Below are 15,210 nucleotides of genomic sequence, written 5' to 3' on the forward strand. Positions count from 1 at the left end.
TAGGCGGTCTGCGGGCCTCTATCTACAACGCCATGCCCAAGGAGGGCGTGGAGGCACTGGTGGCGTTCCTCAAGCGCTACGAGGCGGAGCACGCCTGATTCTCCACGCAGGCAAAACGAAAAACCGTCCGGGAAGCAATTGCTTCCCGGACGGTTTTTTACAGCCGCTGCAAAATCATCCGCTTGTATTCCAGAAACTCCGGCGTCAGGGTAAAGGACTCGCTGCGGGGACGGCTCTGGCGGATCACCAGCTCATCGGTGATGCGCCCGGGCTGCCCAGCCAGCAAATAGATCCGGTCGGAGAGCAGGATGGCCTCGTCGATGTCGTGGGTGATGAAGAGCGTGGAGAGGCGGATGCGCTCCATCACCTCCAGATACCAGCGGTGCACCGCCCGCTTGGTCATGGCGTCCAGCGCGGAAAAGGGCTCGTCCAGCAGCGCTACGTTCTCTGAAAAGAGATATGTCCGCAAAAGGGCCGCCCGCTGGCGCATGCCGCCGGAGAGCTGGTGCGGATACTTGTCCTCCGTCCCCTCCAGGCCGAACTGGGGGAAGAGCGCCGCCGCCCGGGCCCGGGCCTCCGGCTTCTTCACACCCCGCAGAATCAGCGGCAGCGCCACGTTGTCCCGGATGGTCCGGTAGGGCAGCAGCAGATCCTTTTGCAGCATGTAGCTGATGCTGCCGGGCTTGCCCGTAATATCCCTGCCGTCCAGGAACACCTGTCCCTCATCCGGCAGGAGCAGTCCCGAGATGATGTTGAACAGCGTGGTCTTGCCGCCGCCGCTGACGCCCAGCAGACACACCAGCTCCCCCTGGCGCAGCGTAATGGACACGTCCTGCAGCACCTGATGGCCCGCGAACTGCTTGCTGACGTGCCGCACCTCCAGCTTTTCCATCTTACGCCTCCGGCAAGTACGCGTTGGTGTAGCCGCCGTCGGGGTCGATGGCACCCTTTTCCAGCAGATCGTTTTCATTGAGCCAGGTATAGTAGGCGCTCCAGCGGTCACCGTCGATCTCGCCCCAACGGGACGCGTCGGCAATGTACTGGCCGGCCAGGTATTTCTGGCTCTCCACCACCAGATCCCGGCTGTCCGCCAGCTCCGGTGCCGCCTCCATCAGAATCTCCGCGGCCTCCTCCGGGTTCTCCGCAGCGAACTGGTAGCCCTTGGACAGCGCAGCCATAAAGGCGCTGGCCGTCTGGGGATTCTCCTCCAAAAAGTCATTGTTGGCCACAATAATGGGAGTATAGTAATCAAACACCGGATCGATGTCCTTCAGGGCGAAGAAGTCCGTCTCCAGTCCGGCGGTCTGACAGGCAATGCCCTCCCAGCCGTAGAACACCCAGATGGCGTCCACAGAGCGGCTCTCCAGCGCGGAGACGGCGTCCGCGGCGGTGGAGGGGATCAGCTCCACCTGGTCAAAATCGCCGCCGTCCTTTTCCACCACCTGACGCAGCACGGCCTTTTCCACCGCCCGGTCCCAGGTGGCGTACTTGTGGCCCTCCATGCCCTTGGGCCGGTCCATACCCTCTCCTTTCCGGGAGATGATGCCGGCGGTGTTGTGCTGGAGCACTGCCGCCACCGCCGTAATGGGCATGGGAGAATCGCCGCTGAGGGCATCTGCCAGATTGCCCTGGGCGGAGACGCCGAACTGGGCCTGTCCCGCAGCCACCATCAGCTCCGCGCCGTCCTCGGGAGGCTGTACCACCTCTACCTCCAGCCCCTCCTGGGCAAAGTAGCCCTGGTCAATGGCAGCGTACAGCCCCGTGTGGTTCGTGTTGGGCGTCCAGTCCAGCACAAACGTCAGGTGCGTGAGGCTGTCGTCCGATTCCCCGCCGCTGCCGCAGCCTGCCAGGCCCGCGGCCAGAACCAGCGCCGTCAGGGCGCACAGCATTCGCTTACTTGCTTTCATCCGTCTCGCTCCTTTTCTTTCCTTGCTCCTGATCCAGGTGCCGGTACGGCGTGCACACCCGCTCCGCCAGCTCCACCGCCGCCATCAGTGCCAGGGAAACCACACAAATCAAAAAAATCACGGCAAACATCTTGTCGAAGGCATACGCCTTGCGCACCCGGGTCATGTACACGCCCAGGCCGCCGAAGCCGCCCAGCCACTCGGCAATGACCGCCCCCACCACCGCGTAGGCGGCGGCGATCCGCAGTCCGGAGAAGAACTGTGGAACAGCAGAGGGGCACTTGATGTGGCGGAAGATCTGCCACCGCCCGGCCCCCATGGAGCGCAGCAGGTTCACCGCGTCCGGGTCTACCGCCCGGAACCCGTCCAGCACGCCCACGGTCACAGGGAAGCAGGAAGAGACCGCCACCAAAATCACCTTGGGCGCCGCCTCATAGCCAAACCACAGCACCAGCAGCGGCGCAATGGCCACAGCGGGGATAGTCTGCAAAATCACCAGGATGGGATAGACCGCCCGGTACAAAATGTCAAACGCGTCCATTACCACCGCCAGGCAAAAGCCGATGGCCGTACCGATGGCAAGACCCAGCAGCGCCTCCTGTAGGGTGATGGCCGCATGCCCGGCCAGCTCCCGCCAGTCCCGCACGAACACCGCCGCCACATCCACCGGCGACGGCAGCATGTAGTCCGGTACCAGTCCCAGCGACGAGGCCCCCTGCCACAGGCAAAGCAGCACCGCAATCGCCGCAGCTGCGGGCCACCGCTGCCGGACAGCCATCTCTATACGCCCCCTCACGCCCATCGCTCCTCTCTGACAAAAAATGCCCGCACCGGGCATCCCGGCACAGGCATTTGCAGCATCCGCTTTCTCGGCGTCACTATGCTCCCTCCGCTGGCATAACCCAGATCAGGTTTTGCGGGTCACGGAAATTCATCCGAATCTCAGCCCGTCGCCTCGGGCCCCCCTGTTTTCTAGTTCGTTAGTGTATGCCATCCCGGAAATTTTGTCAAGTCCTGACAGGAAAACAGGCGGAGGCGCATCCCGCCTCCGCCCGATTTTCCTTACTTGCCGTGATGGCATCCGCCGCAGCGGCTGCAGTCTCCCGAGCAGTGTCCGCCGGTCCTGCGGCTTTTCCACACCGACCGCACCGCCAGGGCCACCACACCCACCAGGATCAGTACTGCCACGGCCTGGCCCAGCATTGCAGGCATAAAACGCTCCTTTCGTTACATCCGCGCCGAGGACACCGTCAGGTGCCGCAGCTCTTTCTCGCCCCGGTAGCCCCGGCGCACCAGCAGATAGACCATGGCCGCCAGCAGCACCAGCGCCGCGGCGGGCAGCACGCCGAAGGACACCTCTCCAGTGATGAGGCCGCCCACCTGGTAGACGATCATGGCCACCGCATAGGCAAATCCGCACATATAGGCGATGGCACCTGCTGTCCACTTGGGGTTGTTCATCTCCCGCTTGATAGCGCCCATGGCCGCAAAGCAGGGGGCACACAGCAGGTTGAAGATCATGAAGGAGTAGGCGCTCAGGGCGGTGAAATCCGCGGCCACCAGCGTCCAGATGGGGCTGGAGTCCTGCTTCAGGTCCACATCACCGGCGTAGTGGTACAAAACGCCGAAGGTGTTGACCACCTCTTCCTTGGCAATGAGGCCCGTGAACGTGGCCACGGCGGCCTTCCAGGCCATGTCGCCAATCCACCCCAGAGGATAGAACACCCATGCCACCGCGCTGCCGATGGCTGCCAGCAGAGAGTCGTTGTTGTCCTCCACCGCCTGGAACACACCGTCCACGAAGCCGTAGCCCTGAAGGAACCACAGCACGATGGAGGAAAGCAGGATCACCGTGCCCGCCCGCTTGATGAAGGACCAGCCCCGCTCCCAGGTGGCCCGCAGCACGTTGCCGGTGTTGGGGGCATGATAGGCAGGCAGCTCCATGACAAAGGGCGCCGGCTCCCCGGCAAAGGCCTTGAACTTCTTGAGCATGATGCCCGAGACGATGACCGCCGCCACGCCGATGAAGTAGGCGGAGGTGGCCACCCAGGCGGAAGATCCGAACAGGGCACCGGCAAAAAGGCCGATAATGGGCATCTTGGCGCCGCAGGGGATGAAGCCGGTGGTCATGATGGTCATCTTCCGGTCCCGGTCCTGCTCAATGGTGCGGGAGGCCATAATGCCCGGCACACCGCAGCCGGTGGCCACCAGCATGGGGATAAAACTCTTGCCGGAGAGGCCGAAACGACGGAAAATCCGGTCCATGATGAATGCCACCCGGGCCATGTAGCCCACGTCCTCCAAAATGGCCAGCAGCAAAAACAGCACCAGCATCTGGGGCACGAAGCCCAGCACGGCGCCCACGCCGGCCACGATGCCGTCCTGAATGAGGCCGTACAGCCACGTCCCCTGGTCCACGCCCAGGAACGTGAGGCCCCGGTCAAAGAGGGACGGCACCCACTCACCAAACACCACGTCGTTGGCAAAGTCCGTGGCGTGGGTGCCGATGGACACACTCCACCCGCCCATGGCGATGGCGTAGATGAGGAACATGATGCCCGCGAAAATGGGCAGGGCCAGCAGCCGGTTGGTGACCACCCGGTCGATCTTGTCGGAGGCAGAGAGGCTGTGGGCCGCGGCCTTCTTCCCCACGGCCTTGCCCACCACGTTGCTGATGTAGGCATAGCGCTGGTTGGTGATGATGCTCTCGGCGTCATCGTCCAATTCCCGCTCACAGTCGGCGATGTGGGCCTCCAGATGCTCCGCCAGCTCATCGGTGAGCTTGAGCTCCTCCAGCACCTTCTCGTCCCGCTCGAAGATCTTGATGGCATACCAGCGCAGGTACGCCTCATCCACAAGTCCCGCAACGGACTCTTCGATGTGGGCGATGGCGTGCTCCACGCTGCCGGTAAACACATGGGGCAGTTCCCTGCGCCCGCCGGAGGCCGCCGCCTCCACGGCCTGCTCCGCCGCAGCCATGCCGCCCTCGCCCTTCAGGGCGCTCATCTCCACCACCCGGCAGCCCAGGGCCTGGCTGAGCTTTTCCAGGTCAATCCGGTCCCCGCTGCGGCGCACCAGATCGATCATGTTCACCGCCACCACCACCGGCAGCCCCAGTTCTATGAGCTGGGTGGTCAGGTAGAGATTGCGCTCGATGTTGGTGCCGTCCACGATGTTCAAAATGGCGTCCGGCTTCTCCCGGACCAGATAGTTCCGGGACACCACCTCCTCCAGCGTGTAGGGAGAGAGGGAATAAATGCCCGGCAGGTCCTGGATGACCACATCCTTGCGGCCCTTGAGGTGCCCCTCCTTCTTCTCCACCGTCACGCCGGGCCAGTTGCCCACGTACTGGTTGGAACCGGTCAGCTGGTTGAACAGCGTGGTCTTTCCGCAGTTGGGATTGCCCGCCAGCGCGATTTTTATTTCCATGGTCTTCTCCTTTCTGTAAATGTTAGTTTTAACTAACTCGTCTGTCAAATAAAAGCGGCTCTCGCCGCGTGTCACCGGACTTCGATCATCTCCGCGTCTGCCTTGCGGACGCTGAGTTCATACCCCCGCACATTCAGCTCCATGGGGTCCCCCAGCGGCGCCACCTTCCGCACGAAGAGCTCCACGCCCCTGGTAATACCCATATCCATGATCCGGCGCTTCACCGGGCCCTCTCCGTGCAGCTTTTCCACAGTGACCGTTTGGCCCACCTTGGCATCCTTGAGTGTTTTCATTCTGTTCTCCTCCTTAAATCATAATGCGATTGGCCATGGTCCGGTTCAGTGCAACCCGGCTGTCCTTGACCTGCACGATCACATTGCCCGCAATCTCCGTCACCACGGTCACTTCACTGTCCACCACAAACCCCAGTTCCGCCAGATGCAGCCGGACCTCGTCCTTCCCTGTGATCTTCCGGATAGTCACCGGCTCTCCGGTCTTTGCCATTGTCAAAGGCATCATTTCCGTCCCCCCTGATTTCCCGCGGCCACGTGCAGCCGCCCCGCAGTTAGTTTTACCTAACTTCTAACGCTCCTAGAGTTTAACATGACTAACTCTATCTGTCAAGCGGAAATTTTCCATATATTTCACCGGCCGGGCTCTTTGCGGAAACGCCACCCGTGCAGGTGTCCCGTCCGTCGTTTCCTGCCGCCCTCCCAAAAGGAGTTGCCCCCGCACGGAAACCCGTGCGGGGGCTGATGAGGGGAAAAAGGAGATAAGTATCAAATCAGTACAGCTTGCGCCGCACAGATCAGCGAAATTACCAGGCAGCCAGCTGCCGGCCCAGTTCCCGGCAGGCCTCCTGTTCCTGCTCGTCCGGCGCCTCGTGGGCAATCAGTCCCTCCTCTTCCAGGAGATTGGCTCCGGCACTGTCGCAGCGGGCGCACCAGTCCCGCATCCACTGGCCGTCGCCCCAGCCGTAGGAGCCGAACAGTGCGATCTTCTTGCCGCTCAGGGCTCCTTCCAAATCGGAAAACATGGGCTCGAACTCGGACTCTTCCAGCTGCTCGGCCCCCATGGCGGAGCAGCCGAAGGCTACTGCGGAAAATTCAGAAAAGCGGTCCGCGGAAAACTCCCCGGGGCCCATGAGCACGGCTTCTCCGCCGGCACTCTGCACACCTTCTGCAATGCACTGGGCCATGGTCTCCGTGTTGCCGGTACCGCTCCAATAAACAATGGCAATCTTACTCATAATCAGATTCTTCCTTTCTGTCCGCCGCTTTCGGCGGGAAGTTGCCGCGGCGGGCCTCCGGCAGGCGGCTCCGTGAGGATCATGCGGAGCCGCCCGCACTCCAGTCGGATCAGACAAGGCCTGGGGCTGCCCTTTTGCTGTGTTTCCCAATAAGAGGTGTTGATGTCCGTCCGGGGTGCCGCCCCGGACAGATTCTGCCGCGCCGTAAAGTTAGTTTACGCTAACCACGCAAGGAAAAGAATGCGAACGCTGCCGTCCGCCGTTGAGTTAGCTTTAACTAACCATGTGTGTAATATAGCACAGGGCCCACAGCCTGTCAACCCATTTTTTCAAAAATTTTCTCTCTGTCTCCGGGCAGCAAAAAACGGCGGCGCGGAATGTTCCGTGCCGCCGCTCTTCGAATGCGGTCAGGCAGTTTCCTCGGCAAAGTTGCCGGTGTAGAGCTGATAGTACTTGCCCTTCTTTTCGATCAGCTCGTCGTGGGTACCCCGCTCGATGATGCGTCCCTGCTCCATGACCATGATGCAGTTGGCGTTGCGGACGGTAGACAGGCGGTGGGCGATGACGAAAGTGGTACGGCCGGTCATCAGGGCGTCCATGCCGTCCTGCACCAGCTTTTCCGTCCGGGTATCAATGGAGGAGGTGGCCTCGTCCAGAATCAGCACCGGCGGGTCGGCCACCGCCGCCCGGGCAATGGCCAGCAGCTGCCGCTGACCCTGGGAGAGGTTTGCGCCGTCGCCGGTGAGCATGGTGTCATAGCCGTCCGGCAACCGGCGGATAAAGCCGTCGGCGTTGGCCAGCTGGGCAGCGGCCATGCACTCTTCGTCCGTGGCGTCCAGGTTGCCGTAGCGGATGTTCTCCATAACCGTGCCGGTGAAAAGGTGGGTATCCTGGAGCACGATGCCCAGAGAGCGGCGCAGATCCGGTTTTTTGATCTTGCTCACATTGATGCCGTCATAGCGGATCTTGCCGTCGGCGATGTCGTAAAAGCGGTTGATGAGGTTGGTGATGGTGGTCTTGCCGGCACCGGTGGCGCCTACGAAGGCAATCTTCTGGCCCGGCTTTGCCCACAGGCTGATGTCATGGAGCACCATCTTGTTCTCGTCGTAGCCGAAGTCCACATGGTCGAAGACCACGCCGCCCTCCAGACGGGTATAGGTAAAGGTGCCGTCGGGGTTGGGCTGCTTCCAGGCCCACACATTGGTGCGTTCCTTGGACTCCACCAGCTCGCCCTCCCGGTTCTCCTTGGCATCCACCAGCTCCACGCAGCCCTCGTCGGTCTCAGGCTGCTGGTCCATCAGGTCAAAGACACGCTGGGCGCCGGCCGCAGCGGTGACCACGAAGTTCACCTGCATGCTGATCTGGGTGATGGGCTGGGTGAAGCTCTTGTTGAGTCCCACGAAGGAGATGACCGTACCCAGCGTGACGCCGGCCATGCCGTTGATGCCCAGGATGGCACCCACCACCGCCATGACCACATAGCTCAGCCAGCCGATGTTGGCGTTGACGGGCATGAGGAGGTTTGCATAGCTGTTGGCCTTGTCGGCGCTCTGACGCAGCGCCTCGTTCACCCGGTGGAAGTCAGACTTGGCCTGCTCCTCGTGGCAGAAGACCTTGACCACCTTCTGGCCGTCCAGCATCTCCTCGATGAAGCCGTCCACAATGCCCAGGTTCTTCTGCTGCTGGACATAGTACTTGCCGGAGAGTCTGGAGAAGTTGGTGGTCACCGCCAGCATAATCAGGGCCGTCACAATGGATATGATGGTCAGCGTGGGGTTGAGCAGCAGCATGGTCACCAGTGTGGCAATCATGGTGATGCCGGAGTTGATGATCTGGGGAATGCTCTGGCTGAGCAGCTGGCGCAGGGTATCCACGTCGTTGGTGTAAACGGACATGATGTCGCCGTGGGCGTGGGTGTCAAAGTACTTGATGGGCAGCGACTCCATCCGGCGAAACAGGTCGTTGCGCAGATGCAGCATGGTGCCCTGGCTGACAGAGACCATGATACGGTTGTAACAGTACGCCGCCACGACACCCACAGCCAGGATGCACACCAGACGTATCAGGGCGCCGGCCAGGGCACTGAAATCCGTGGAGCCGCTGGAGAGCATGGGCACCACATAGTCATCCACCAGAGTCTGGGGGAACGTGGCCCCCACCACAGTGGCCAGGGCGGAAATCAGGATACACAAAATCACCAGGGAAAACGGGATCTTGTACAGGTGCAGCATATAGCGCAGCACCCGGCTGAGCACAGACATAGACGCGCTCTGGGAAGTTTTTTGATGCATATAGACCGTTCCTCCTCTCACGCGGGCTGGTCGAAGTCGCCGCCGCCCTTTACCTGGGACTCGTAGATCTCCTGGTAGATGGCGTTGTTTTTCAGCAGGTTTTCATGGGTGTCGAAGCCGTCGATCCGGCCGTCCTCCAGCACCAGGATCCGGTCGGCGTCCTGAACGCTGGACACCCGCTGGGCAATGATAATCTTGGTGGTGCCGGGGATCTTCCGTGCAAAGGCCCGGCGGATTTTTGCATCTGTGGCAGTGTCCACGGCGCTTGTGGAATCATCCAGAATCAGCACCTTGGGCTTTTTCAGCAGCGCCCGGGCAATGCACAGCCGCTGCTTCTGGCCGCCGGATACGTTGGCACCGCCACGCTCGATGCGGGTATGGTACCCGTCGGGCAGCCGGTCGATGAACTCGTCGGCGCAGGCCGCCTGGCAGGCCTCCACGCACTCTTCCTCCGTGGCATCGGGGTTGCCCCAGCGCAGGTTATCCAGAATTGTGCCGGAGAACAGCGTGTTCTTCTGCAGCACCACGGACACCTGGTTGCGCAGCACCTCCATGTCGTACTGCCGCACATCCGTGCCGCCTACCCGCACGGTGCCCTGGTCCACATCATAGAGCCGGCAGATCAGGTTTACCAGGCTGCTCTTGCCGCAGCCGGTTCCGCCGATGATACCGATGGTCTCACCGGACTTGATGTGCAGGTCGATGTCGGTCAGGGCGTTTTTGCCGCTGCCGTGCTTGTAGGAGAACGTCACGTGGTCAAAGTCCACACTGCCGTCCGCCACCTGAAGCACCGGCTGATCCGGCTCCTTCAGATCCGGGGTTTCCTGCAGTACCTCGCTGATCCGGCGGATGCTGGCCATGGACATGGAGAGCATGACCACCACCATGGACAGCATCATCAGGCTCATCATCAGGCTCATCACATAGCTGAAGAGGCTGGTCAGGTCGCCGGTGGACATGGACCCGCCCACAATGAACTGGGCCCCCAGCCAGGAGACCATGATGATGCAGAAGTAAATGGCCACCATCATGGCCGGGTTGTTGAAAGCCAGCATTCCCTCCGCCTTGACGAACAGGCGGTAGAGGTTCCGGGACGCCTTGGCGAACTTGTCATCCTCATAGTCCTCCCGCACGAACGCCTTCACCACCCGGATGGCGGACACGTTTTCCTGCACGCTGGCATTGAGGTCGTCGTACCGGCGGAACACCTCGTTGAAAATCTTGATGGTGGCGGCCATGATGCTGCCCAGCACCACCACCAAAAATACCACAGCCACCAGGAACGTCAGGCTCAGCTTGGGGCTGATAATCAGGCACATGATGTAGCTGAACACCAGTGTCAGCGGGGCACGGACCGCCACACGGATGAGCATCATGAACGCATTTTGCACGTTGGTGATATCCGTGGTCATCCGGGTCACCAGGCCCGGGACGCTGAACTTGTCGATGTTGGAAAACGAGAAGGTCTGGATGTTGTTGTAGATGGCCTCCCGCAGGTTGGCAGCCAGTCCCGAGGACGCCCGGGCGGCAAAGCGGCCGGCAGAGGCGCTGAAGATCAGGCTCATAAAGGCCATGACCACCATGACGGCCCCGTAGCGGTACACCACCGGCAGGTCGGCCGCCTCCAGTCCCTGGTCAATGATGATTGCCGTGATGAACGGCAGCAGGATTTCCATGACCACCTCCAGCGTGGTCAGCACGATGCACAGGATCGTGTCACGCTTGAAGCGGCCCAATTGATGCAGCACGGTTTTCACGATGTTTGTTCCTCCTTGTTTCGTTTCTCCTCAAACGCGGTCAGGTTGCGCAGCAGCTTTCCCTGCAGGCGGTCCAGCGTACAAAGCTCCTCCTGGGAAAATCCGTCGTACAGCTGTCCCTGTACGGCAGTGATGGTCTCCTCCAGATCTCTCTGGATTCGGCGGCTCTTCTCCGTCCCGGACAGCAGGCGGCACCGGTCGTCTCCGCAGCAGTGCTCCGCCTGAATGTACCCCTTTTCCCGCAGCCGCTTGACCATATTGGACAGCGTGGCCATGGAGTAGCCAAACGTACGGTGGATGTCCGTCAGCGAGATTCCCTGTCCGCCCCGGTGCAGAATGTACAGGAGGATATTGGCCTGGACGGCTGTGATGCCCTTTTTTGCAAGGCTGTGGTTGACACACTGCTCCATCTGGATGCAGATCCACCGGTTGTCCCGGTACAGCTGTCCCCGACAGATCCCCGTCATACGTTCACCCACTTTCATTTTGTTTCGATGCGAACTATTGTTCCTTTATTCTTATAGCACACGCCCCCTTGCAAGTGAAATTCAAATATGCTATATTCTATAAAAGTTTTTTATCAGTTTTCGATATTGCACAAAGAACGTCTGTTTCTCACGGAGGGATTTCTATGAATACCACACAACTGGAGTGCTTTATGGAGGTGGCCAACTGCCTGAACTTTTCCCGGGCGGCGGAGCACCTGTCCATTACGCAGCCGGCGGTCAGCCACCAGATCAACACCCTGGAAGACGAGTTGGGCGTCAAGCTGTTCCACCGCACCAGCAAGAGCGTGCGGCTGACCCAGGAGGGCTTTTTGTTCATCCAGTACGCCGGAGAAATCCTGAAAATCTCCTCGCTGTCCAAGGCCCGGGTAAAGAAGTTCCAGCAGGATTCCCCCCTGCGCCTTTCCATCGGCTGCCGGAATGTCTCGGAGCTGCTGCTGCTCCGGCCGGCGCTGGCCCGGCTGCGTAAGGCCCGGCCCGAGATCCTCCCCATCCTGCGTCTGATTCCCCACGACACCCTGGAGAACCTGCTGGAGGAGGGGACCATCCATCTGATGTTCTCCTTCCGGGAGTCCGCGCTGCCCAAAGCCCGCTACCTGGAGCTGTGCCGCTGCCCGGTCATGTGCATCTGCAATCCGGACCACCCCCTCACCCAGTCCTCCTCCGTCACACTGGAACAGCTCCAGACAGCAGGCCGGATCGCCACCTGCCGTCCGCCGGTGTGCCCGCCCGCCCTGTTCCAAACCCAGAGCAAGGCGGTGGGAAGCCGGAATGTCAGCGAAATTCTCTTCTGCGACAGTCAGGAGTCTGTTTTCTCCCTGGTGGAAGCCGGCTACGCCTTTGCCCTGGTTGCCGATTTTCCCGGTGCCCGGATTCCCGGCCTTTGCTACATTCCCCTGCCGGAACTCAAGCCCCTCTCCTTCGGCGCGGTCTACTTTTCCAGAAAGGACACGCCGGCGCTGTCGGAATTTCTCTCGCTGCTGCAAAAGAGCATCCAGGATATCCCCTGAGGGGCCAAAAAGGACATCGCCCCCAGGCGATGTCCTTTTTCTCAGCTCCCCAGCTTGACTTCCGCTGCAACCCATGCTATAGTGTGGAAAATCGCATATAAAACCGTGAGTATTTTCATCGGATAATATTCAAAAAGGTGTTTAAATGATCCCCGTAGATCTTTGAAGGGGTTCATTTAAGCACCTTTTTTTGTATCTCTCACGGAAAAAATTTGGAGGTGCAGTCATGAACCGCGTTGACAAGGATTTTTGGAAGTACATCTCTCTGGGAATTTTGGGAATGATCGGCTCAGCCGGAACGATTCTTACAGATGCCTTCTTCGCATCTGACAGGCTTGGTTCCAATGGACTGGCCGCGATGAATCTGGCTATGTGCGTATTCGGCCTGATGAACGGAACGGGTCTCCTGTTCGGCATCGGCGGCGCGACCAGATTCACGATCTTCAAATCCAGGGAAAAACACCAAAACGCAAACTCCGCATTTACCCTGTCTTTCTTTGCCGCAGAGGCAGTTGGCCTGATCTATGCCCTAATCGGGCTTCTCTTTTCCAGACCCCTCTCTGTTTTTTTAGGTGCGGATGCAAGCACCTTCACCATGTGCAATACCTATTTAAAAACCGTCTTGTGTTTTGCGCCCGCCTTTGTGCTCAATCACTTGCTAATGGCGTTCGTTCGAAACGACGGTGATCCGAATCGCTCTATGAGCGCCATGTTTCTGGGAAGCATTTCCAATATTATACTGGACTATGTGTTTATGTATCCGCTGGATATGGGGATTTTCGGCGCGGCGCTTGCCACCGGCATTGCCGCGTTGATCGGTATCAGCATATCCGCTTCGCATTTTCTCTCTGTCAGGAATCAGCTGCGGTTTGTCCATATAAAAAGTGCAAATCCAGCGGAGATCTTCCAAATCATCTCCGCTGGACTTGCCTCTTTTATCACGGAGTTCTCCTCCGGCATCGTACTGGTGATCTTCAATCTGCTGATTTTGAATTCCGCAGGGACAATCGCTGTTGCGGCATACGGGGTCGTTGCCAACCTTGCCTTAATGATCCTTGCCATTATGAGCGGCATTTCCCACGGCATCCAGCCGCTGATCAGCAAACTGTATGGGGCGGGCAGACATGCGGATGCAAAGAAGCTTTACCACAAGGGGATCCGCCTGACCTGTTTCATTGGATTGGCTACCTTTTCCCCGGTATTTCTTTTTTCCCCGAACCTCGTGCAGTGTTTCAACGGAGAAAGGAACCCGCAGCTCCAGCAGCTGGCGGAAACCGGCATGCGGCTCTATTTCCTCGGCTTTCTATTTGCCGGCTGCAATCACCTGACTGCCGCATATTTCAGCGCTGCGGAAAAACCGGGACAGGCATTTATCGTTGCGCTGTTCCGCGGCTTGATCGGAATCTCTGCCGCAGCCTGTCTTTTATCCGCCCTTTGGGGAATGACCGGCATTTGGCTGGCATTTCCGCTGACAGAGGCAATCACGCTGTTTTTGTGTCTGCTCTTCAATGGCGTCCACGCTTTGAACCGCTGTGGTCGGCTGAGCTTCAAACTAAGCGGATGACATCTCCACGGCATCTCCGCACGCAGTCTTCCTTCCTCCATTGCCAGCTCAGAGCTTGGACAAAAGCGCCACCGTCTCCACGTGACAGGTGGCTGGGAACATATCCACGGCACAGGCCCGGACGGCCCGGTAGCCCAGCCCGGCAAAGCGTTTGATGTCCCGGCCCAGGGTGGCCGGGTCACAGGAGACATACACCACCCGGTCGGGTCCCATGCCCGCCACGGAGGCGATGACCTCCTCGCTCAGGCCCTTGCGGGGCGGGTCCACCGTGATGACATCGGGCCGCAGCCCCTCCCGCTCCAGCTTGGCAGCGATGTCCGCGGCGTCGCCGCAGAAGAATTCGGCGTTGTCGATGCCGTTGCGGGCCGCATTTTCCCGGGCGTCAGCAATGGCGGCGGGGACGATCTCCGCCCCGATCACCTTTCCCGCCCGGCCCGCCATGCACAGGGTGATGGTACCGGTGCCGCAGTAGAGGTCCAGCACCGTCTCCCGTCCCGTAAGATCCGCGAACTCCAGCGCCTTTTGGTACAGCACCTCCGCCTGGTCCCGGTTCACCTGGTAGAAAGACGGCACGGAGAGCTTAAAGGTCAGGCCGCACAGGGTGTCCATGAGAAAAACCTGGCCCCAGAGGGTGCGGTACCGGTCCCCCAGAATCACGTTGCCCCGGCGGGTATTGGTATTGAGCACCACGCCTACGGTTCCCGGCGCCGCGGCGCATACATAGGCGGCCAGCTCCGGCTCCCGGGGCACCTGGCGGCCGTTGACCACCACACAGCAAAGGCTCTGCCCCTCCCGGTTCACCCGCACATAAATGTGGCGCACCAGCCCCTTGCCGGTGGTCTCATCGTAGGCGCTGATCTTGTAGCGGCGCATCCACTCCCCCACTGCCCGGGCGGTCTTGTCGGACACCTCCGACTGGATGAGACACCGGTCGATGGGCACCACCTGGTGGCTGCGGGCGCGGTAAAAGCCCACAGTGCCGTCGGCCCCCACGGGATACTGGCTCTTGTTGCGGTAGCGGAAGGGGTTCTGAGCCCCCAGAATCTCCTCCACCTGCAAGTCCGTGCCCCCCAGGCGCTCCAGGGCGTCCTGCACCCGGCGGCGCTTGGCCCACAGCTCCTCCGTGTAGGTCAGGTGCTGGAAGTCACAACCGCCGCACACGCCGAAGTGGGGACACTCCGGCTCCGCCCGCTCCGGCGAGGGAGTGCGCACGCGCACCAGCTCCCCCGCCGCCGCGGTCTTCATGACCCGGGTGATCTTCAAGTCCACCGTCTCGCCCCGGACGGTGCCCGGCACGAACACCACCGCTCCGTCCAGCCGCACGATGCCCAGGCCCTCGCTGGAATAACCCTCCACCGTGCCGGTGTACACGCCGCCCGTTTTCAACTTCTCCATGTCTCTCTCCTTTTGAAGCGCACCGCCGTGCTTGTGCATAACGGTGCGCTTCTGGTTTCTTTATTCAGGCAGGCAGTTCCTGGAAGTCCGGGCAGCGCTCTG

14 protein-coding genes and 1 riboswitch are annotated in these 15,210 nt (G+C 60.5%); of the genes, 2 read left to right on the forward strand and 12 right to left on the reverse strand.

The features are described from left to right. Window positions 1-157: 157 nt before the first annotated feature. From QZS13_RS06180 to QZS13_RS06230, 11 genes are all read right to left on the reverse strand, one after another. Window positions 158-892: an ABC transporter ATP-binding protein gene (locus QZS13_RS06180; protein ID WP_295586966.1), complete on the reverse strand. Its 735-nt coding sequence runs from the start codon at window positions 890-892 to the stop codon at window positions 158-160. A 1-nt stretch (window position 893) separates the two neighbouring features. Then, a complete protein-coding gene (locus QZS13_RS06185; RefSeq protein WP_295586968.1) occupies window positions 894-1,907 on the reverse strand; it encodes an ABC transporter substrate-binding protein in 1,014 nt (337 codons plus the stop codon). Beyond that, on the reverse strand, window positions 1,894-2,685 hold the full coding sequence (locus tag QZS13_RS06190) for an ABC transporter permease (protein ID WP_295586970.1): 792 nt from the start codon (window positions 2,683-2,685) through the stop codon (window positions 1,894-1,896). Before QZS13_RS06190 ends, QZS13_RS06185 begins: the two co-directional genes overlap by 14 nt. A gap of 89 nt (window positions 2,686-2,774) precedes the next feature. Continuing rightward, a riboswitch (TPP riboswitch) is annotated at window positions 2,775-2,884 on the reverse strand. A gap of 85 nt (window positions 2,885-2,969) precedes the next feature. Next, window positions 2,970-3,119 carry a FeoB-associated Cys-rich membrane protein gene (locus QZS13_RS06195; protein WP_295586973.1) on the reverse strand — a complete coding sequence of 50 codons (150 nt, stop codon included), beginning with the start codon at window positions 3,117-3,119 and terminating at the stop codon, window positions 2,970-2,972. 15 nt (window positions 3,120-3,134) lie between these two features. Further along, entirely contained in the window at window positions 3,135-5,336 is a 2,202-nt protein-coding gene (gene feoB / locus QZS13_RS06200; RefSeq protein WP_295586975.1) for a ferrous iron transport protein B, read from the reverse strand. A gap of 71 nt (window positions 5,337-5,407) precedes the next feature. Continuing rightward, window positions 5,408-5,629 carry a ferrous iron transport protein A gene (locus tag QZS13_RS06205; RefSeq protein ID WP_295586977.1) on the reverse strand — a complete coding sequence of 74 codons (222 nt, stop codon included), beginning with the start codon at window positions 5,627-5,629 and terminating at the stop codon, window positions 5,408-5,410. A 13-nt stretch (window positions 5,630-5,642) separates the two neighbouring features. Next, entirely contained in the window at window positions 5,643-5,855 is a 213-nt protein-coding gene (locus QZS13_RS06210; RefSeq protein WP_295586979.1) for a FeoA family protein, read from the reverse strand. Between the two features lie 298 nt (window positions 5,856-6,153). Beyond that, window positions 6,154-6,585: a flavodoxin gene (locus QZS13_RS06215; protein WP_295586982.1), complete on the reverse strand. Its 432-nt coding sequence runs from the start codon at window positions 6,583-6,585 to the stop codon at window positions 6,154-6,156. 407 nt (window positions 6,586-6,992) lie between these two features. Beyond that, a complete protein-coding gene (locus tag QZS13_RS06220; RefSeq protein WP_295586984.1) occupies window positions 6,993-8,876 on the reverse strand; it encodes an ABC transporter ATP-binding protein in 1,884 nt (627 codons plus the stop codon). 17 nt (window positions 8,877-8,893) lie between these two features. Next, entirely contained in the window at window positions 8,894-10,633 is a 1,740-nt protein-coding gene (locus QZS13_RS06225; protein WP_295586986.1) for an ABC transporter ATP-binding protein, read from the reverse strand. Next, on the reverse strand, window positions 10,630-11,100 hold the full coding sequence (locus tag QZS13_RS06230) for a MarR family winged helix-turn-helix transcriptional regulator (protein ID WP_295586988.1): 471 nt from the start codon (window positions 11,098-11,100) through the stop codon (window positions 10,630-10,632). Before QZS13_RS06230 ends, QZS13_RS06225 begins: the two co-directional genes overlap by 4 nt. 164 nt (window positions 11,101-11,264) lie before the next feature. Here QZS13_RS06230 and QZS13_RS06235 point away from each other — a divergent pair, with 164 nt between their 5' ends. Then, a complete protein-coding gene (locus tag QZS13_RS06235) occupies window positions 11,265-12,149 on the forward strand; it encodes a LysR family transcriptional regulator (protein WP_295586991.1) in 885 nt (294 codons plus the stop codon). Between the two features lie 226 nt (window positions 12,150-12,375). Further along, window positions 12,376-13,713, forward strand: coding sequence for an MATE family efflux transporter (locus QZS13_RS06240; RefSeq protein WP_295586994.1), 1,338 nt, complete (start codon window positions 12,376-12,378; stop codon window positions 13,711-13,713). Window positions 13,714-13,761: 48 nt separating this feature from the next. Here QZS13_RS06240 and rlmD read toward each other — a convergent pair whose 3' ends face one another. Further along, the gene (gene rlmD, locus QZS13_RS06245; RefSeq protein ID WP_295586996.1) at window positions 13,762-15,108 is read right to left on the reverse strand and encodes a 23S rRNA (uracil(1939)-C(5))-methyltransferase RlmD; all 1,347 of its coding nucleotides are present in this window, start codon (window positions 15,106-15,108) and stop codon (window positions 13,762-13,764) included. Between the last annotated feature and the right edge of the window lie 102 nt (window positions 15,109-15,210).

The sequence above is a fragment of the uncultured Oscillibacter sp. genome, from assembly GCF_900546705.1.
GTDB lineage: Bacteria > Bacillota > Clostridia > Oscillospirales > Oscillospiraceae > Oscillibacter.